Annotated in this window: 16 protein-coding genes and 4 pseudogenes; all 20 read left to right on the top strand. The window is 37.5% G+C overall.

Annotated features, from left to right (window positions below):
* Positions 1–214 precede the first annotated feature (214 nt).
* Positions 215–733 (top strand): ribosome maturation factor RimM, encoded by a 519-nt coding sequence (gene rimM, locus STRIC_RS06970; protein ID WP_008088925.1) that lies wholly within the window; start codon positions 215–217, stop codon positions 731–733.
* The gene (gene trmD / locus STRIC_RS06965; protein WP_008088890.1) at positions 723–1,454 is read left to right on the top strand and encodes a tRNA (guanosine(37)-N1)-methyltransferase TrmD; all 732 of its coding nucleotides are present in this window, start codon (positions 723–725) and stop codon (positions 1,452–1,454) included. The genes rimM and trmD overlap by 11 nt, the downstream gene beginning before the upstream one ends.
* A complete protein-coding gene (locus tag STRIC_RS06960; protein WP_008088837.1) occupies positions 1,454–2,449 on the top strand; it encodes an NAD(P)/FAD-dependent oxidoreductase in 996 nt (331 codons plus the stop codon). The genes trmD and STRIC_RS06960 overlap by 1 nt, the downstream gene beginning before the upstream one ends.
* A gap of 151 nt (positions 2,450–2,600) precedes the next feature.
* On the top strand, positions 2,601–3,659 hold the full coding sequence (locus STRIC_RS06955; RefSeq protein ID WP_008088708.1) for a PTS transporter subunit IIC: 1,059 nt from the start codon (positions 2,601–2,603) through the stop codon (positions 3,657–3,659).
* A 12-nt stretch (positions 3,660–3,671) separates the two neighbouring features.
* A complete protein-coding gene (locus STRIC_RS06950) occupies positions 3,672–4,595 on the top strand; it encodes a 2-dehydropantoate 2-reductase (RefSeq protein ID WP_008089152.1) in 924 nt (307 codons plus the stop codon).
* A gap of 160 nt (positions 4,596–4,755) precedes the next feature.
* Entirely contained in the window at positions 4,756–5,472 is a 717-nt protein-coding gene (locus STRIC_RS06945) for a DeoR/GlpR family DNA-binding transcription regulator (RefSeq protein WP_268741222.1), read from the top strand.
* Positions 5,469–5,606, top strand: a complete 138-nt coding sequence (locus STRIC_RS12965; protein WP_008089193.1) for a hypothetical protein — start codon at positions 5,469–5,471, stop codon at positions 5,604–5,606. Before STRIC_RS06945 ends, STRIC_RS12965 begins: the two co-directional genes overlap by 4 nt.
* The gene (locus STRIC_RS12960) at positions 5,567–6,025 is read left to right on the top strand and encodes a PfkB family carbohydrate kinase (RefSeq protein WP_327083083.1); all 459 of its coding nucleotides are present in this window, start codon (positions 5,567–5,569) and stop codon (positions 6,023–6,025) included. The genes STRIC_RS12965 and STRIC_RS12960 overlap by 40 nt, the downstream gene beginning before the upstream one ends.
* Before the next feature lie 129 nt (positions 6,026–6,154).
* Positions 6,155–7,860: pseudogene (locus STRIC_RS06935) on the top strand (PTS fructose transporter subunit IIABC); the annotation flags it as partial.
* A gap of 91 nt (positions 7,861–7,951) precedes the next feature.
* The gene (locus tag STRIC_RS06930; protein WP_008089470.1) at positions 7,952–8,554 is read left to right on the top strand and encodes a glycoside hydrolase family 73 protein; all 603 of its coding nucleotides are present in this window, start codon (positions 7,952–7,954) and stop codon (positions 8,552–8,554) included.
* A 151-nt stretch (positions 8,555–8,705) separates the two neighbouring features.
* Positions 8,706–9,419: a glycoside hydrolase family 73 protein gene (locus tag STRIC_RS06925; RefSeq protein WP_008089415.1), complete on the top strand. Its 714-nt coding sequence runs from the start codon at positions 8,706–8,708 to the stop codon at positions 9,417–9,419.
* Positions 9,420–9,464: 45 nt separating this feature from the next.
* On the top strand, positions 9,465–9,986 hold the full coding sequence (locus tag STRIC_RS06920) for a hypothetical protein (RefSeq protein WP_008089068.1): 522 nt from the start codon (positions 9,465–9,467) through the stop codon (positions 9,984–9,986).
* 71 nt (positions 9,987–10,057) lie between these two features.
* Positions 10,058–10,438: a DUF1149 family protein gene (locus STRIC_RS06915; protein ID WP_008088982.1), complete on the top strand. Its 381-nt coding sequence runs from the start codon at positions 10,058–10,060 to the stop codon at positions 10,436–10,438.
* Positions 10,438–11,289: a DegV family protein gene (locus STRIC_RS06910; RefSeq protein WP_008088906.1), complete on the top strand. Its 852-nt coding sequence runs from the start codon at positions 10,438–10,440 to the stop codon at positions 11,287–11,289. The genes STRIC_RS06915 and STRIC_RS06910 overlap by 1 nt, the downstream gene beginning before the upstream one ends.
* 90 nt (positions 11,290–11,379) lie before the next feature.
* On the top strand, positions 11,380–12,591 hold the full coding sequence (locus tag STRIC_RS06905; RefSeq protein WP_008088751.1) for a CCA tRNA nucleotidyltransferase: 1,212 nt from the start codon (positions 11,380–11,382) through the stop codon (positions 12,589–12,591).
* Positions 12,584–14,452 (top strand): ABC-F family ATP-binding cassette domain-containing protein, encoded by a 1,869-nt coding sequence (locus STRIC_RS06900; protein ID WP_008089235.1) that lies wholly within the window; start codon positions 12,584–12,586, stop codon positions 14,450–14,452. Before STRIC_RS06905 ends, STRIC_RS06900 begins: the two co-directional genes overlap by 8 nt.
* A gap of 101 nt (positions 14,453–14,553) precedes the next feature.
* A pseudogene (locus STRIC_RS06895) lies at positions 14,554–16,301 on the top strand (ABC transporter ATP-binding protein).
* Positions 16,298–16,576, top strand: a pseudogene (locus STRIC_RS13075) (ABC transporter ATP-binding protein); the annotation flags it as partial. The pseudogenes STRIC_RS06895 and STRIC_RS13075, both read left to right, overlap by 4 nt.
* A gap of 2 nt (positions 16,577–16,578) precedes the next feature.
* Positions 16,579–17,979, top strand: a pseudogene (locus STRIC_RS06890) (ABC transporter ATP-binding protein); the annotation flags it as partial.
* A 141-nt stretch (positions 17,980–18,120) separates the two neighbouring features.
* Positions 18,121–19,467, top strand: a complete 1,347-nt coding sequence (gene gdhA, locus STRIC_RS06885) for an NADP-specific glutamate dehydrogenase (protein WP_008089560.1) — start codon at positions 18,121–18,123, stop codon at positions 19,465–19,467.
* The last annotated feature ends 40 nt before the right edge of the window (positions 19,468–19,507 follow it).

The following is a 19,507-nucleotide window of genomic DNA, read 5'->3' as shown; positions in this document are numbered from 1 at the left end:
AGTTGAGAAATCTCTATTTAGAGGGCAGAGCCCTCTAAATAGAGATTTTTTGGTTCTGAAGGGATTGAAGAGGAATCTTGGGACTTGCAAGTGCAAAATAGGGAATAACATGTTATAATAGGAATGAATTGATTTGAAAATGATTCTTTTTAAAAGGATAAGTCAAGAGATATATCTGAGACAAAAGCAATCATTTTAGTGAGTAGGAGTTACTATGAAGTATTTTAACGTTGGGAAAATTGTCAATACCCAGGGTTTACAAGGTGAGATGCGTGTTCTATCTGTCAGCGATTTTTCTGAAGAACGCTTTAAAAAAGGAGCTAAACTAGCCTTATTTGATGATAAGGACTCTTTTGTGACAGAGATTGAGATTGCTAGTCACAGAAAGCAAAAGAATTTTGACATTGTCAAATTCAAGGGCATGTATCATATTAATGACATTGAAAAATTCAAAAGTTACCAACTCAAGGTTTCTGAAGACCATCAAGGCGATTTGGAAGAGGGAGAATTTTACTACCATCAAATCATAGGTTTGGAAGTCTTTGAGAAAGATCAGTTGATTGGTGTCATTAAGGAAATTTTGCAACCAGGAGCTAATGACGTTTGGGTCGTTAAACGTAAAGGCAAACGTGATTTGTTGTTGCCTTATATTCCTCCAGTTATTTTAGCTGTTGATATTGAAAACAAACGGGTTGATGTTGATATCATGGAAGGATTGGATGATGAAGATTGATATTTTGACGCTTTTTCCTGAAATGTTTGCCCCATTGGAACATTCCATAGTTGGTAAAGCAGTGGAAAAAGGACTTTTAGATATCCGTTACCATAATTTTAGAGAAAATGCAGAAAAGTCCCGTCATGTTGATGATGAGCCTTATGGGGGAGGGCAAGGCATGTTGCTACGCGCACAGCCTATTTTTGACACCCTTGATAAGCTAGACTCAAAAAAACCAAGGGTCATTCTTCTTGATCCTGCAGGAAAAGCTTTTACCCAAGCTGTTGCTGAAGAATTAGCTCTTGAGGAAGAGTTAATTTTTATTTGTGGACATTATGAAGGTTATGATGAGCGCATTAAGAGTCGTGTCACAGATGAATTGTCCTTAGGTGACTTTGTCTTAACGGGTGGAGAATTAGCTGCCATGACCATTGTTGATGCAACAGTACGCTTAATTCCAAGTGTTATTGGTAAAGAGAGTAGCCATCAAGATGACTCTTTTTCATCAGGACTTTTAGAGTACCCTCAATACACCCGTCCCTATGATTTTCGTGGCATGACTGTACCAGATGTTTTAATGAGTGGACATCATGAAAATATTCGTTTATGGCGCTTGAAAGAAAGTTTGAAGAAAACCTATTTGAGACGGCCAGATTTATTGGAGCATTATGTTTTTTCAGAGGAAGAGAAGCTCATATTTCAGTCTATTAAAGAAGAATTGACAGAAGGAGGACAATAGTGTCAGAAAAACAATATGATATTACCATTGTTGGCGGAGGTCCGGTGGGACTTTTTTCTGCATTTTATGCTGGACTTCGAGGAATGAGGGTCAAGATTATTGAGAGTCTATCTGAATTGGGTGGTCAGCCAGCCATTCTTTATCCAGAAAAAGTGATTTATGATATCCCAGCCTACCCTTCCTTGACAGGTGCGGAACTAACGGATCAACTTTTGGAACAAATTAAGCGTTTTGAGGATCGCATTACGATTTGTTTAAAAGAAGAGGTGCTTGGGTTTGAAAAAAGAGAGCAAGACTTCCTTATCCAGACAAATAAAAGCAGTCACTACAGTAAATCCATTATTATTGCTTGTGGTAATGGCGCCTTTGCTCCAAGAACCTTAGGCTTGGAAAATGAAGAAATATTTGCTGACAATAATATTTTTTATAATGTGCATCAGTTAGATCAGTTTGCAGGTAAAAAAGTTGTGATTTGTGGTGGTGGTGACTCAGCGGTGGATTGGGCTTTAGCCTTGTATGGTTTAGCAGAAAGCGTGACTTTGGTCCATCGTCGTGATGCCTTTAGAGCCCATGAACACAGTGTCGAATTATTGAAAGCATCTGGAGTTGAAATTTTGACGCCTTATGTACCTTTACAGTTAAAAGGTGAAGATGGCTTTGCCAAACAATTAATCGTACAAAAAGTGAAGTCAGATGAGACCATTAGTCTTGACTTAGATAGCTTAATTGTTAGCTTTGGTTTTTCTAGTTCCAACAAAAACTTAAAAAATTGGCAATTGGATTATAAGCGCTCTAGCTTAAATGTCTCTCATCTTTTTGAGACGAGTCAAAAAGGAATATTTGCAATTGGAGATGCAGCTCAATATGAAGGTAAGGTAGATTTAATTGCTACTGGTTTTGGAGAGGTACCAATGGCAGTGAATCAAGCCATTCAGTACATGTATCCAGAGCGTGATAATCGAGTAGTGCATTCCACTTCCTTGATTGAGGATTAAGGTAGTCTATAAAATATTATTATGGAACTATTACAAATTACTATAGGTCATTTTGAAAGACTTAAAGACAAGATATCATCTTTGTGATAGAATAAACAATGTAAAAATGTGAGTTTTTTCACGATAAATATAGATGAATCGAGGTCACAAGATGACAACTACACCTAAAGAAACATTCAGTTCTTTTATGAATAAAGTTTTAACTGGTACAGCAATTGCAATTGTTGTAGCACTAATTCCAAATGCTATTTTAGCCACTTTTTTAAAGCCCCTCTTACCAAATGCCACAGCAGCTGAATTTTTACATGTGGTACAAGTTTTTCAATTTTTCACGCCAATCATGGCAGGTTTCTTAATTGGACAACAATTTAAATTCAATCCCATGCAACAACTAGCAGTCGGTGGTGCTGCATATATTGGTTCAGGTGCTTGGAAATTTAATCCAGAAATTGTGACTGCCGTTGGTAAAGGTGGCTTCCAGTTAGTTGGTATTGGTGATCTCATTAATATGATGATTACAGCTAGCCTTGCTGTATTAGCGGTTAAATGGTTTGGCAATAAATTTGGATCACTACCAATCATTTTGTTACCAATAATCATTGGTACAGGTGTTGGTTATATTGGTTGGAAATTATTACCATATGTTTCTTATGTCACAACATTGATTGGACAAGGGATTAATTCCTTTACCACATTACAGCCCGTTTTGATGTCTATTTTGATTGCCATTGCTTTTGCTTTGTTGATTGTTAGTCCCATTTCAACGGTTGCTATCGGTTTAGCTGTTGGTTTAAATGGACTTGCCGCAGGGGCTGCTTCAATGGGAATTGCCTCTACAGCAGCCGTTCTTGTTTGGGCAACTTTAAAAGTGAATAAGTCTGGTGTTCCAATTGCTATTGCACTTGGGGCGATGAAAATGATGATGCCAAACTTCCTAAAACATCCTATTATGGCTATTCCGATGGTAGTGACAGCTGCCATCAGTTCTCTAGCTGTTCCCCTCTTTAATTTAGTCGGAACACCTGCTTCATCTGGTTTTGGTTTGGTGGGAGCTGTAGGTCCGATTGCTTCATTAGCAGGTGGAAGTTCTTTGCTTATTATTGTATTAGCTTGGCTTGTTATCCCATTTGGAATTGCTTTTGTCGCACATAAAGTCTGTCAAGATGTCTTGAAACTCTATAAAAATGATATCTTTGTATTCGAAGGATAAGAAGGAGAAAGTATGTTAGTTTATATTGCTGGCTCAGGAGCCATGGGTTGCCGCTTTGGTTACCAAATTTCTAAAACAAATAATGATGTGATTTTATTAGATAATTGGGAAAATCATATCAATGCTATTAAAGAAAATGGATTGACAATTACCGGTGATGTTGAAGAGACCGTTAAGTTGCCAATCATGAAACCAACACAGGCAAGTCAGGAAGCTGATTTGATTATCTTGTTTACTAAGGCAATGCAATTGCCACAAATGCTTCAAGATATTAAGGCTATTATTGGAAAAGAAACCAAAGTACTTTGCTTGTTAAATGGTCTTGGTCATGAAGATGTTATCCGTCAATATATTCCTGAACATAATATCATCATGGGTGTTACTGTTTGGACAGCAGGCTTAAAAGGCCCAGGACATGCTCATTTGCAAGGTGTTGGTGCCCTAAATCTACAAAGCATGGATAAAGACAATCAAGAAGCAGGACATCAAGTGGCAGAATTGCTTAACCAAGCAAACCTCAATGCAACCTATGATGATAATGTTTTACCAAATATTTGGAGAAAAGCCTGTGTGAATGGAACAATGAATTCACTTTGTGCTTTGTTAGATTGTACTATAGGTGAATTATTTGCCAGTGAAGATGGTCTTAAGATGGTTCATGAGATTATTCATGAATTTGTAAGTGTTGGCCAGGCTGAAGGAGTTGAGCTGAACGAAGAAGAGATCACTTCTTATGTGATGGACACTTCTGTCAAAGCTGCTCATCATTACCCATCAATGCATCAAGACTTGGTACAAAATCACCGTAAGACTGAAATTGATTTCTTGAATGGAGCAGTCAATAACAAAGGTCAAAAGCAAGGGATTAATACACCATATTGTCGATTAATCACGCAATTGATTCACACTAAAGAAGATGTTTTAAAAATCAAATAAACATTAAGCTAGAAATCTTTTGGTTTCTAGCTTTTTTATTACCGAATTTGAATGTTTTTGGAAGAAAGTGCTTGACTATGAAAGGAAAAATAGTATAATGTAGGTGTAAACGATTTCAGAAAGAGGTGATATTATTCTAAAATCGAAGCGTAAGCAATTAATCATGGAGAAAATAGCTCAAGACAATTATGTGACATTGGAAGATTTAGTCCGTTTGCTTGATTCCTCAGATTCAACTATCCGAAGGGATTTAGGAGAATTAGAACAGGAAGGAAAATTACACCGTGTCCATGGTGGGGCAGAGCTAATCCATTCTTTACAGGAAGAATTATCCAATCAAGAAAAATCAATCAAAAACAGTCAAATCAAACATGCTATTGCCCAAAGAGCAGCAGAATTCGTTTTTGATAATGATGTGATTTTTTTGGATGCTGGCACAACGACAGAATTTTTAATTCCTTTTTTACAAAATAAGAAGGTCACTGTCGTGACAAACTCTATCCATCATGCTACTCGATTGGTAGATGCAGGTACTAAAACCATTATTATTGGTGGCTATGTTAAGCAAACAACAGATGCTAGCATCGGAAATGTGGCGCTTGAACAAATTAAGCAACTCAATTTTGATAAAGCTTTTTTAGGAATGAATGGTATTGATGAGGATTTTCTCACAACACCCGATATGGAAGAAGCTGTTATCAAAAAGGCCGTTGTTGCTAATGCCACAACGAGCTATGTCTTAGCTGATGCAACCAAATTAGGACAGATTTCTTTTGTAAAAGTAGCTGCTCTTGAAGCGGTAACCATTATTACAGAAAGTGTTGTTAATCCATTACTGAAAAAAATGAAAGAAAAAACGAAGGTGATCGACATATGATTTATACCGTGACCCTCAACCCTTCAATTGATTTTATTGTTAGAATCGATCAATTAGCTATTGGTTCAGTGAATCGAATGGCCAGTGATGATAAATTTGCAGGGGGAAAGGGATTAATGTCAGCCGAATTTTAAAGAGGCTTGATATAGAAACAGTAGCAACCGGTTTTCTTGGTGGTTTTACTGGAAAATTTATCGAAGATTCTTTAACAAGTGAAGGGATAAGGTCTCGATTTGTTTCTGTTAATCAAGATACACGCATTAATGTTAAGGTAAAATCTCAGCAAGAAACTGAAATTAATGGTCAAGGTCCAGAGATTTCTAAGCAAGAACTCAATGAGCTCAAGGCAATCTTAAATCAATTGACTAATGAAGATACTGTTGTCTTTGCAGGTTCAGCACCATCTTCTTTGGGCAATCAGGTCTATAAAGATTTAATTCCTTTTGTTAGAGAAAAAGGAGCAGAAGTTGTTTGTGACTTTGAAGGCCAAAATTTATTGGATTCCTTAGCTTATCAGCCTTTGTTAGTCAAACCAAATAATCATGAGTTATAGGCTATCTTTGGACAGCCTATAAAGACTCTTGAAGATGTCGAAACTTATGCCAGACGCCTATTAGAGATGGGAGCCCAGCAAGCCATCATTTCAATGGCAGGCGATGGCGCACTCTTAGTCACTAAAGAAGCGACTTATTTTGCTAAATCACAAAAAGGCATTGATTATAAAGCATTAGACGGACAACCAACAGATTTATTCTTCATGATTGCGGCACCTCAAGGAGCTAATGATACTCATTTAGCTGCTTTGGCGGAGTTATCACAGTACCTATTGAAAGATGGTTTTGCAGATAGCTTACGTAAAGCTAAAACCCCAGAAGATGTGTTAGCTGTCTTTGATGCTTTTGAAGAAGAAAAAGAAGAAATCGCAACCCCTATTTTGGACAATCAAGACTTTATCGTTGCTGTTACAGCTTGTCCTACGGGTATTGCACATACCTACATGGCTGAAGAAGCTTTGAAAAAACAAGCCGCTCAAATGGGTGTGGGTATCAAGGTTGAGACAAACGGTGCTTCTGGTGTTGGCAATAAACTAACAGCTGAAGATATTGCTAAAGCAAAAGGGGTAATTGTAGCAGCAGATAAAGCTGTTGAGATGGACCGTTTTGACGGCAAACAATTGTTGTCACGCCCAGTTACTGATGGCATTAAAAAAAGTGAAGAATTGATTACAACTATTTTAGAAGGTAAAGCTTCAACTTACCATGCTAAGCAGTCTAATACCGTTAATGCATCTCAAGAAAAAAATGGACTTGGCGGAGCTTTCTACAAACATCTAATGAGTGGTGTTTCGCAAATGTTGCCATTTGTTATTGGTGGCGGGATTATGATTGCCATAGCTTTCTTGCTTGATAATATGCTTGGAGTGCCTAAAGATCAGTTAGGAAATCTAGGTTCTTACCATGAGCTTGCTGCTATTTTTATGAAAATTGGTGGTGCAGCCTTCTCATTCATGTTGCCTGTATTAGCAGGATATATTGCTTATTCGATTGCTGAAAAACCAGGTCTAGTAGCTGGTTTTGTAGCGGGTGCCATTGCTTCAAGCGGTCTTGCTTTTGGTAAAGTGCCATTTGCGGCTGGCGGAGAAAAAACACTTATGCTTGCAGGAGTTCCTTCAGGATTCCTTGGTGCACTTGTAGGTGGTTTCTTAGCGGGTGGTGTCATCCTAGCTCTTCGAAAATTACTAGCTCACTAGAAGGGGTCAAGTCTATATTACTTTATCCATTACTTGGTGTCTTAGTTACTGGTTTCTTGATGCTCTTTGTCAACATTCCAATGGCTGCAATTAACACAGCTCTTAACGACTTTTTACAAGGCCTTTCTGGAAGCTCAGCTGTCCTTATGGGATTATTAGTCGGTGGTATGATGGCTGTTGATATGGGTGGTCCTGTTAACAAAGCAGCCTATGTCTTTGGTACAGGGACTTTAGCAGCAACAGTAGCTAATGGCGGGTCAGTAGTTATGGCAGCCGTTATGGCAGGTGGTATGGTTCCACCATTAGCAGTATTTGTGGCTACATTGATCTTCAAAGATAAGTTTACAAAAGAAGAACGTGAATCTGGTCTAACGAATATTGTTATGGGCTTATCTTTCATTACTGAGGGTGCCATTCCATTTGGTGCCGCTGACCCTGCGCGTGCTATTCCAAGCTTCATTGCTGGCTCAGCTTTGACAGGTGCGCTTGTTGGACTTGCAGGTATCAAATTAATGGCTCCTCACGGTGGTATCTTTGTTATCGCTTTAACAAGCAATCCATTACTTTATCTCGTATTTATTACTATTGGAGCTATTGTATCAGGTCTTCTATTTGGAGCACTTCGTAAAAAAGCTTAAAAAGAATGTTTTAAAGGTCTAAACTAGAATCTGCTAAGGTTCTAGTTTTTTTGATATACTATAAGCAATTACTAAAAAAGGAGTCCTATTTTTGAAAAAAAGGAGAAAACCTAGTAAAAGGCTTAGTAAAGGATGGCAAAATCTAGTTTTTGGACTACTATTAGTGAATCTTATCTTTTCTTTTTGTAGCCTTCATAAAGCTAAAGTGGCATTTAGTCCCTATGCCCAAACCCCTAGGCATCTTTTTGTTTCAAGGGTCAGTCATGCGGCTCAAACAGTTGCTCAACGACATGATCTCTATCCTTCTGTTATGCTAGCACAAGCTATTTTAGAATCAAATAATGGCCAATCTCAGTTGAGTCAAAAACCATATTATAATTTTTTTGGAATCAAAGGTAATTATAAGGGGCATTCGGTTATCTTACCTACTTTAGAAGATGACGGACAGGGTAATCTTTATCAAATTGATGATGCTTTTCGCTCTTACGGCAATTTAAGTGCTTGTTTTGAAGATTATGCTCGTTTATTAAGTGATCCTCTTTATCAAAATACCCATAAAAAGAAGGCAGATACTTATCAAGAAGTAACAACAAACCTAACGGGTACTTATGCCACAGATACAGCTTATGCCGCAAAATTAAATCAGGTTATTGAGACTTATCAGTTGTATTATTTTGATTATCCTATCAAGTAGTTATCCACAGATTGCTTTAAAATTGGGAGAAATATTTCGATTTGAAGACAAAAGTTATCAATCCGATTAAATAACCTGTGGATAAGTTTTATTTATCTGCTCCTATGATATAATAAAGCATATGAAAATGAAAAAGAAGGATAGTTTATAAATGACAAAGAAGAAAGGTAAGCTTTTATTAATCGGTCTTTTTGTTTTTGTGGCGGCTCTAGGCGCTTACAGCTCAATCAGACAAGCTAACCATACGAAAAGAGTTTCAGCTCAAACGGTTTCTGGATCAGCAACACAGACCTTTATCAACAATATCGGTGCTACTGCAAGTACTATCGCACAAGAGCGTGACCTATATGCTTCAGTTATGATAGCTCAAGCTATTTTAGAGTCAAGTAATGGTCAATCTGGTCTCAGTCAAGCTCCCTACTATAACTTTTTTGGAATTAAGGGGGCATATAATGGCTCATCTGTAACAATGTCAACATGGGAAGATGATGGTAGTGGTAATACCTATGTTCTTGATCAAGCTTTTAGAGCTTATCCAAGTATTTATGATTCTCTTAATGATTATGCCAACTTGTTGAGTTCAGATTTATATGCAGGGGCTAGAAAATCAAATACCCTTTCTTACCAAGATGCTACAGCTGCTTTAACAGGTTTGTATGCAACAGATACTAGCTACAATGCTAAGTTAAACAATATTATTGAAACTTATGGTTTGACGGCTTATGATACGGTTAATGCTTATTCACCAGCATTGACAGATGGTGTTAGCTCTTACGTGTGGAATCCACACCGTCGCAATTATACCAATGCAGAGACACTTGCAGTCGATGATGCTTGGGCCTTACGACTTCAATCTAATCAATAAAACTAAAATCATCCAATTGGATGATTTTTTTGTTATAATGAAACAATGAAAACAATTCAAGAAGTTTATGAAAATCATGCTGAAATGCCTTTTATTTTAGCTAAATATGAAACAGAACTCATTCGAAAACCGATTGCCAAAAAACAAATGGTGCGCACTAAAGAAGGGCTCTTGCCAGGACATATTATTATGCTTTGGCGTATCCATTTTGGAACCTATACCACTGCCAATCCTCATCACAAATATTTTTATACTACCTATGGGATTGATGCTCAAAAAGAACTAGACTGGTTGATTCAAGAATCTTATGTGCAGGTAGAATCTGCATTTGATTCTTTAAGGCATTTACCAGCCTCGGACTTAAAAGGTTTCTTGACTCAAAAAGGAGTTAAAGGCTTATCTAAAATGAAACGCCAGGATTTGGATGAAGCAGTAGCCCAATATTATAACGAACAAGAATTGTCACAATGTTTTGATTTAAGGGGTTATGCTTTGTTAGAAAAAGGTCAACAAGCCCTTGCTGCAAATTCACCCATTGTCGAGAGTCATCCTCAGAAAAAATACTAGTTTAAGTATACTTTAATAATACTCAAATCTATGCTATAATGAGACATATCGATTTCAAGGAGAAGCAAGACATGAAACTAGTACGTGAAAAAGAATTTGTGAATCAATACCATTACGATGCGAGAAACTTAGAATGGGAAAAAGAAAATGGAACACCAGAAACGAATTTTGAAGTGACTTTTCAATTGATCAACAAAGATGAAGAACAAAAAGAAACCGCAATTGTATCGGTTTTGCAGTTTGTTATTGTTAAAGAAGAGTTTGTGATTAGCGGTGTTATTTCACAAATGGTTCGCATCATGGATCGTTTGGTAGATAAGCCAAGTGAATTTACTCAAGAAGAAGTAGAATCTTTAGCAGCACCTTTATTAGATATGGTCAAACGATTGACTTACGAAGTAACAGAGATTGCCTTGGATTGTCCAGGTATTAATTTGGAGTTTAAAAATTAATGAAATTAGCAGTAATAACTGATAGCACAGCACCCCTTTCGGAAGAGCTAAGACAACATCCAGACGTTTTTAGTTTAGATATTCCAGTAATCATTGGAGAGCAAACCTATTTCGAAGGCCAAAATTTAAGTCTTGAAGAATTTTACCAAAAGATGGCTGCCTCTCAAGAATTACCAAAGACAAGTCAACCAAGTTTGTCTGAATTAGATGAGCTTTTGACCTTATTGTCATCAAAAGACTACACGCATGTTATTGCTTTATTCCTAGCTGGTGGTATTTCAGGTTTTTGGCAAAATATCCAATTTTTAGTGGATGAACATCCTGATTTAACCATTGCCTTTCCTGATAGCAAAATCACCTCAGCACCTCTGGCTAGTATGGTCAAGAATGTTGTGGAGTGGTCGCAACAATCCCTTGAGTTTCAAGATATTTTGTCTAAACTGAAACGTCAAATTGATGGTACAACAGCTTTTATTATGGTTGATGATTTAAATCATTTGGTGAAAGGCGGACGACTCTCTAATGGCTCTGCTTTATTAGGTAATTTATTGAGTATCAAGCCTATCTTACATTTTGATCAAGAAGGTAAGATTGTCGTTTACGAGAAGGTTCGGACAGAAAAGAAAGCTATGAAACGCTTAGTTGATATCTTAAAGGATATGACTCAAGATGGTCACTATGAGATATCTATTATCCATTCAAAAGCACAAGAAAAAGCAGATACCTTAAGTCAATTGCTTAAAGATAATGGCTATCTTTTTCCAATTGAAGAAGTTCATTTTGGTTCTGTGATTGCGACCCATCTGGGTGAAGGAGCAGTTGCTTTTGGTGTGACACCTATCATTTTGTGATGGGATTGAGAAAGTCTTTGCATCAAAGGACGAGAGACTCTTTTGGGCAGAGGGTGAGTGTTTAACCAAAACAGTTACAGGTAAGATAAAATGAAATTAATAACAATGCCTTCTGAATTTCAGAAGGCTTTACCAATAGTAAAAAAAATTAAAGAAGCTGGTTTTGAAGCTTATTTCGTGGGAGGAAGTGTCAGAGATAGTCTCTTAGGACGTCCCATCCATGATGTCGATATTGCAACAAGCTCCTATCCTGAAGAAACCAAGCATATTTTTGCCCGAACAGTAGATGTAGGGATTGAACATGGAACAGTTCTTGTTTTAGAAAACGGTAATGAGTACGAAATCACCACTTTTCGGACAGAGGATGTTTATGTTGATTACCGACGTCCAAGTCAAGTTTCTTTTGTGCGCTCTTTAGAAGAAGATTTGAAACGGCGTGATTTTACTGTCAATGCGCTAGCTTTGGATGAATCAGGCCAGGTGATTGATAAGTTTACTGGCTTAGATGACTTAAAAAATCATTTGTTACGTGCTGTTGGTAAAGCCCAAGAACGTTTTGAAGAAGATGCCTTACGCATTATGAGAGGTTTTCGCTTCGCAGCAAGTCTTAATTTTGATATTGAATCTCAGACCTTTCAAGCTATGAAGAGTCATGCCCCTCTTTTAGCTAAAATTTCAATTGAGCGCTCTTTCATAGAATTTGATAAATTGCTCATGGCACCCAACTGGCGAAAAGGTTTATCAGCTATGTTAAATTGTCAGGCCAATACTTACTTACCTGGACTTAAAGATCAATCAGTTGCTTTAATGGAAATGATGACTTCACTCAGGGAAAACTATGTTTTTGAAGATCATCATCAAGCTTGGGCTTATCTTATCTTAAGTCTGTCTATCGAAAATCCACGCGCTTTTTTAAGGTCATGGAAAACTTCTAATGATTTTCAACGTCGTGTAGACCAATTGGTTAGTCTTTATCATAGTCGTGATCAAAGAGATTTGACAGAGGTAGATATTTACCGCCATGGTAAAGAACTGGCCTATTTAGTTGAGCAGCTACGTCAAGCGCAAGGCTTAGATTTTGATTTTGACAGGACAGAGACGCTTTATGATAATTTGAGTATACACGATAAGCATGATATTGTGGTTAATGGATCTTTTCTCATCCAAGCGTTTGGTATGAAGCCAGGTCCGCATCTTGGAAAACTCTTGGAGCTGATTGAATTAGCTATTGTTGAGGGACGTTTGAAAAATGAGCTTGCCTCTATTGAAAGCTTTGTTAGAGAGGTAGAAGTAGATGGGTAATTTTATTGTTGATCACTTAAGTAAATCTGTTGGGGATAAGAAGGTTTTTGAGCAGATTTCATTTATTATTCATGATTTTGATCGTATTGGTATTATTGGTGTCAATGGGACAGGAAAAACAACTCTTTTGGATGTCTTATCAGGCAAATTGGGTTATGATGGCGACCTCTCACCTTTCTTAAAGGCAAATGATTACAGCATTGCCTATTTAACTCAGGATCCCGAATTTGATGATGAGCAGACTGTTTTAGATACGATTCTTTCATCTGATTTAAAGGAAATGCAGTTGATTCGCCAGTATGAATTACTGATGGCGGATTATGCTGAGAGCCAGCAAAGTCAATTAGAAAAACTAATGGCAGAGATGGATCAATTGGATGTTTGGTCTATTGAAAGTGATGTCAAAACAGTCCTAAACCAGCTAGGAATTAGTGATCTTTCTGCAAAGGTAGGGCAATTATCTGGTGGGATGCGACGTCGCGTTCAGCTAGCGCAAGTGCTTTTAGGCTCTGCCGATTTATTGCTTTTGGATGAGCCAACCAACCATTTAGATATCGAAACCATTGCTTGGCTAACCAATTATTTGAAAACCAGTAAGAAAACAGTTCTCTTCATTACCCATGATCGTTATTTTTTAGACCAAGTAGCGACACGTATTTTTGAGTTAGATAAGGGTGGTTTAACTGAATATCAAGGCAATTACCAAGACTATGTTCGTTTAAGGGCAGAACAAGATGAGCGTGATGCAGCTAATCTTCATAAAAAGAAGCAGCTTTACAAACAAGAGCTAGCTTGGATGCGAACCCAGCCGCAAGCGCGGGCGACAAAACAGCAAGCTAGAATTAATCGTTTTGAAGCATTAAAAGATCAGGTTCATCAAGAAACAAACCAAGAGGAATTAGCTATCTCTTTTGAGACAAGCCGAATTGGTAAAAAGGTTATTCATTTCCAAGACCTGTCATTTGCTTATGATAAAAGAGAATTGATTAAGAACTTTAACCTCATCATCCAAAATAGTGATCGTATTGGTATTGTTGGTGATAATGGTGTCGGAAAATCAACTCTCTTGAACTTGATTAATGGAGATTTGAGTCCCACATCAGGTCACTTAGATATTGGTGAAACGGTACGGGTGGCTTATTTTTCTCAGCAGATTAAAGGTATGGATGACTCTAAACGTGTCATTACTTATTTGCAAGAAGTTGCTGACGAAGTAAAAACCAGCGTAGGAACAAGCAGTATTAGTGAGCTCTTAGAACAATTTTTATTCCCTCGCTCTAGTCATGGAACTCTTATTGGAAAATTATCTGGAGGAGAGAAAAAACGGCTTTATTTATTAAAGCTTTTGATTGAAAAGCCCAATGTTTTGCTCCTTGATGAGCCCACCAATGACTTAGATATTGCCACTTTGACGGTACTAGAAAACTTTTTAAACCATTTTTCTGGGCCCGTTATTACAGTCAGTCATGACCGCTACTTCTTAGATAAAGTGGCCACAAAGATATTAGCGTTTGAAGAGGGTGATATTAAAGTCTTCTATGGAAATTATAGTGATTATTTAGATGATAAAAGCCTACTTAAAGAAATAAAAGCTTCTGAAAAAGTAAAAGAAGCTGTAAAACCACAGCCACAAGAGACGGCTAAAAAGCGTATGTCCTATCTGGAAAAAAAGGAATGGGCTAGCATTGAAGATGATATAGCTAAGATAGAAGAAGAAATCGAAGCTATTCAAGAAAAAATGCTTGAAGTAGCCAGCGATTATGGTCAGCTAGCTCAACTTCAGAGAGATTTGGACCAATTGAATGATAGCTTACTAAAAAAATATGATCGATTTGATTATTTAAGCGGATTAGAAGAATAAGCAATAGTATGTCAATTTCATTTCTTTATGGTAAACTAGTAATAACTTAAAAAGAGTGCATTAGGCACTTTTTTTGTATTACTAAAAAAGGAGGCTAAAAGATGCATTTGATTTGGTCTTATCTCAAAATCAAACCTAAGTGGCTGATCTTTGATATTATTGGAGGCTTGTTATTTGTTTTAGTCAATCTAGGCTTACCAACGGTTTTAGCCCGTATGATTGATCAAGGTATAATGACAAATGACCGAAAAGCTCTATATTATTGGGCAGCTATTATGTTTGTTATCATTATACTAGGGGTCATTGGAAGGGTTATTTTAAGTTATGCTTCAGGGCAATTGACTACCAACATGATTAAAGAGCTGAGAAATGACATGTATTGTCGCTTGCAGGATTACTCTCATCAAGAATATGAAAAAATTGGAGTCGCTTCCTTAGTGACGCGCATGACAAGTGATGCTTTTGTCTTGATGCAATTTGCTGAAATGTCTCTTCGGATTGGTGTTGTCACACCCTTAATGATGATTTTTTCGGTTGTCATGATTTTTTTAACTAGTCCTTCTTTAGCCTGGATCGTTGCCGTTTCTATGCCATTTCTAGTCATGGTGGTGTTTTATGTAGCTATTAAAACAAGGCCTCTCTCAGAAGAGCAACAAGAACGTTTGGATCACATTAATCAATTGGTTCGTGAAAATTTGACGGGTCTAAGAGTTATTCGAGCTTTCTCACGCGAAGACTTTCAAGAAGACCGCTTCCAGCAACAAAACGATGACTATGCTGATATTTCAAAACGATTATTTACACTAACTGGCCTAACGGAACCCTTATTTGTCCAAATTATCATTGCCATGATCGTGGCTATTGTTTGGTTTGCTCTTGATCCACTTGCCAAGGGGCAATTTCAGATTGGGGATATGGTTGCCTTTATCGAATACAGTTTCCATGCTCTCTTTTCTTTTTTAATGTTTGCCAATCTTTTTACCATGTATCCAAAGATGTCTGTCTCTAGTAAACGGATTCAAGAAGTTATGGAAATGCCTCTGTCTATTTCAAAAAATGAAGAAGGAATTACAGAAACCAAAACACGAGGTTATTTGGAATTTGACAACGTCACTTTTGCTTATCCAGGTGAAACTGAAAGCCCGGTCTTGCACAACATTTCTTTTAAAACCAAGCCAGGTGAAACCATTGCCTTTATTAGATCGACTGGGTCTGGCAAATCCTCATTGGTAAATCTCATTCCACGGTTTTATGATGTCACTTTTGGAAGGATTTTAGTGGACGGTGTAGATGTTCGAGATTATCAATTGAAAGCTTTGCGTTCTAAGATTGGCTTTATACCTCAAAAAGCCCTTTTGTTTACAGGTACTATTGAGGCTAATTTAAAATATGGGAAAAGTAATGCTAGCTTAAATGAACTTGATCAAGCGACTGAAGTGTCCAGGCTAAAGAGTTTATCCGTAGTCGTGAGCAAGGTTATCAGACGCATTTGGCAGAAGCCGGTAGCAATCTTTCTGGTGGACAAAAGCAACGGCTATCTATTGCGCGTGCAGTGGTGAAAAAACCAGATATTTATATTTTTGACGATTCTTTTTCTGCACTCGACTATAAAACAGATGCTATTTTACGACGTCGCTTGAAAGAAGTAACCGAAGAAGCGACTGTTCTTATTGTGGCACAAAGAGTGGGAACTATTAGAGATGCCGATCAGATTATTGTCTTGGACCAAGGTGAGATAGTTGGTCGAGGCAATCATGATCAGTTGATGCTTACTAATCCGATTTATCGAGAGATTGCCAATTCACAGTTGAATAAAGACAGTTTAAGAGATGAGGAGGTGACAACATGAGAGAACAACAGGTGTTTAGAAGGGTTTGGTCATACCTCAAAGTTTATCGCCTCTGGGTTTTTCTAGCCATTTTTCTAAAGATGGTAAGTGCCACGATGAGTGTTTTGGAACCCTTTATTTTAGGTCTTGTCATCACAGAGCTTTCTGCTAATTTAATGGACATGGCAAAAGGCATTGAGGGAGCTGCCATAAACAGTTCCCATATAGCATTTTTATTATTTGTTTATATGGTTAGAGCCCTCTTTTTTGAGCTTGGGGCTTACGGTTCTAATTACTTTTTGATAATCACCAATTTGGAGACATGTTAGGTCGTTTCACCTCGGATGTTGAAACGGTCTCAAATGCCTTGCAACAATCCTTTTTACAGATTGTTAATTCCTTTTTAACCCTTATTTTGGTTAGTGGAATGGTGATTTACCTCAATGCGCTTTTGGCATCTGTTTTGATTCTTGCCATTCCTCTAATTTACCTATCGTCTCGATATGTTTTGAAGAAATCACAGCCATACTTTAAAGAGCAAGCCAAGGTTTTAGGTGATATGAATGGTTTTGTGCAAGAGCATTTGACGGGATTTAATGTGCTGAAACTCTATGGTCGAGAAGAAGCATCTCAAGCCCAATTTCATCAGATTACAGATAAACTTCAAGAAGTAGGCTTTAAAGCCAGCTTTTTATCAGGAATCATGATGCCTGTCCTGCATTTTATCTCTGACTCTGTTTATATGATTGTGGCCCTGTTAGCTGGTCTGCAAGTTATGGCTGGACTCCTTACCATTGGTAATATGCAAGCTTTTGTTCAATACATATGGCAAATTAGTAAACCCATTCAGACCATTACGCAATTGGCGGGCCTGTTACAAAGTGCCAAATCTTCTTTAGAACGTATTTTTGCAGTTTTAGATGAGGCAGATGAAGTTAGTCAAAAAGAGCAGAGTTTACAAAATGACTTAACAGGGCAGGTTTCCTTTAATCACGTTGATTTCAACTATCATGAGGATCGCCCATTGATCAAAGATTTTAATCTTGATGTGAAACCAGGTCAAATGATCGCCATTGTTGGACCAACAGGTGCAGGAAAAACAACATTGATTAATCTGCTGATGCGTTTCTACGATGTTACTAAAGGCTCTATTACTGTAGATGGTATTGATATCAGGGATCTCTCGCGACAAGATTATCGCCGTCAATTTGGGATGGTCTTGCAAGATGCTTGGCTTTTTGAAGGTAGCATTAAAGATAACTTACGATTTGGAAATCTAGCAGCAAGTGATGAAGCTATCGTAGAAGCTGCAAAAGCAGCCAATGTTGATTATTTTATTCGAACGCTTCCAGGTGGTTACCAAATGATTATGAATCAAGAATCAAGTAATATTTCCTTGGGGCAAAAGCAACTATTAACGATAGCACGTGCCTTGTTAGCAAATCCTAAAATCCTTATTTTGGATGAGGCGACCTCATCTGTAGATACCCGTTTGGAACTGTTGATTCAAAAAGCCATGAAACGATTGATGACAGGAAGAACTAGCTTTGTCATTGCTCATCGACTATCTACCATTCAAGATGCGGATAAGATTTTAGTCTTAAAAGATGGACAAATTATAGAACAAGGGAACCATCAGGAACTATTAGCAGACAAAAGTTTTTACTTTGAGCTTTACAATAGTCAATTCAGATCATAAGACCTTTAAAACTCTCCATTTAGGAGAGTTTTAATATTATTCTTATTTCTTTAGAAAAAAGCATAGTAAAAACTTGACATGAATATTCAGAAAATTTATAATATTTATTATGATTGACATACATATTCAGGAGGAAGACAAATGACAGCAAGAGACTATGTGATGACTGTCCTAGAAAAAGTGAAACAAGAAAATCCTTATGAAGAAGAATTTCTTCAAGCAGTTGAAGAGGTTTTTGACAGCCTAGTTCCTGTTTTTGATAAATACCCTAAATACATGGAAGAAAACATTTTAGGACGTTTGGTCGAACCAGAACGAGTGATTTCCTTTCGTGTGCCTTGGGTAGATGATAAGGGGCAGGTTCAAGTAAACAGAGGTTACCGTGTCCAGTTTTCATCTGCACTTGGGCCATATAAAGGTGGCTTACGATTCCATCCTTCTGTTAACCAATCAATTGTTAAATTTTTAGGATTTGAACAAATTTTTAAGAATGCTTTGACTGGTCAATCCATTGGTGGTGGTAAAGGTGGATCTAACTTTAATCCCAAAGGGAAGTCTGATGGTGAAGTCATGCGCTTTGCTCAAAGTTTCATGACTGAGTTGCAAAAACATATCGGACCAAACTTGGATGTTCCAGCAGGAGATATCGGGGTTGGAGGACGCGAAATTGGCTATCTTTTTGGTCAATACAAACGCTTAAATGGATTTGAAAATGGTGTTTTAACGGGTAAAGGCTTAACATATGGTGGATCATTAGCCCGTAAAGAAGCTACTGGCTTTGGAGTGGTTTATTTTGCTCAACAGCTCTTAGCTGCAAATGGAGAAAGTCTTAAAGGTAAGACTGCCATTGTATCTGGTTCGGGCAATGTGGCTATCTATGCTGCTCAAAAATTGCAGGAATTAGGAGCTACTGTTTTAGCTCTTTCAGATTCTTCAGGCTATGTTTATGATCAAAAGGGAATTGATCTGGATTTAGTAAAAGAGATTAAAGAAGTTCAACGAGCTCGTATCCATACTTACCTTGAAAAACATGAAGATGCTAAATTTGTTCCAGCCGATCAAAGTCGAATTTGGCAGACCAAGGCTGATTTGGCATTTCCATGTGCAACTCAAAATGAGCTTAATACTGAAGATGCTAAAACTTTAATGGCTAATGGTGTAAAAGCTGTCATCGAAGGAGCTAATAGGCCTTCAACACTTGATGCGGTACATGCTTTTCATGAAGGAAAAGTGCTTTTTGGGCCGGCTAAAGCGGCTAATGCTGGAGGAGTAGCTGTGTCAGCTTTAGAAATGGCTCAAAACAGTTCAAGGGTGGCATGGTCTTTTGAAGAAGTCGATCAAAAGCTTTATCAGATTATGGCTGATATTTATGATAAATCAGCAAGTACAGCAAAAGAAGTTGGACAAGAAGGAAATTTAGTGGTAGGCGCTAATATTTCAGGATTTTTGAAAGTGGCTGAGGCCATGTCTGAACAAGGTGTTGTTTAAGAACGAAAAGGCCCACTAATTGGTGGGCTTTTTGGTATAA

Source organism: Streptococcus ictaluri 707-05 (assembly GCF_000188015.2).
GTDB lineage: Bacteria > Bacillota > Bacilli > Lactobacillales > Streptococcaceae > Streptococcus > Streptococcus ictaluri.
This window is presented reverse-complemented; position numbering and strand designations above follow the sequence as displayed.

Excerpts from the sequence above, each read along its gene's own strand:
- STRIC_RS06915 (WP_008088982.1), top strand. The coding sequence starts at position 10,058 with ATGAAACTAGTACGTGAAAAAGAATTTGTGAATCAATACCATTACGAT.
- STRIC_RS06905 (WP_008088751.1), top strand. The coding sequence starts at position 11,380 with ATGAAATTAATAACAATGCCTTCTGAATTTCAGAAGGCTTTACCAATA.
- STRIC_RS06955 (WP_008088708.1), top strand. The coding sequence starts at position 2,601 with ATGACAACTACACCTAAAGAAACATTCAGTTCTTTTATGAATAAAGTT.
- STRIC_RS06910 (WP_008088906.1), top strand. The coding sequence starts at position 10,438 with ATGAAATTAGCAGTAATAACTGATAGCACAGCACCCCTTTCGGAAGAG.
- STRIC_RS06950 (WP_008089152.1), top strand. The coding sequence starts at position 3,672 with ATGTTAGTTTATATTGCTGGCTCAGGAGCCATGGGTTGCCGCTTTGGT.
- STRIC_RS12965 (WP_008089193.1), top strand. The coding sequence starts at position 5,469 with ATGATTTATACCGTGACCCTCAACCCTTCAATTGATTTTATTGTTAGA.
- STRIC_RS06925 (WP_008089415.1), top strand. The coding sequence starts at position 8,706 with ATGACAAAGAAGAAAGGTAAGCTTTTATTAATCGGTCTTTTTGTTTTT.
- gdhA (WP_008089560.1), top strand. The coding sequence starts at position 18,121 with ATGACAGCAAGAGACTATGTGATGACTGTCCTAGAAAAAGTGAAACAA.
- STRIC_RS06920 (WP_008089068.1), top strand. The coding sequence starts at position 9,465 with ATGAAAACAATTCAAGAAGTTTATGAAAATCATGCTGAAATGCCTTTT.
- rimM (WP_008088925.1), top strand. The coding sequence starts at position 215 with ATGAAGTATTTTAACGTTGGGAAAATTGTCAATACCCAGGGTTTACAA.
- STRIC_RS06900 (WP_008089235.1), top strand. The coding sequence starts at position 12,584 with ATGGGTAATTTTATTGTTGATCACTTAAGTAAATCTGTTGGGGATAAG.
- trmD (WP_008088890.1), top strand. The coding sequence starts at position 723 with ATGAAGATTGATATTTTGACGCTTTTTCCTGAAATGTTTGCCCCATTG.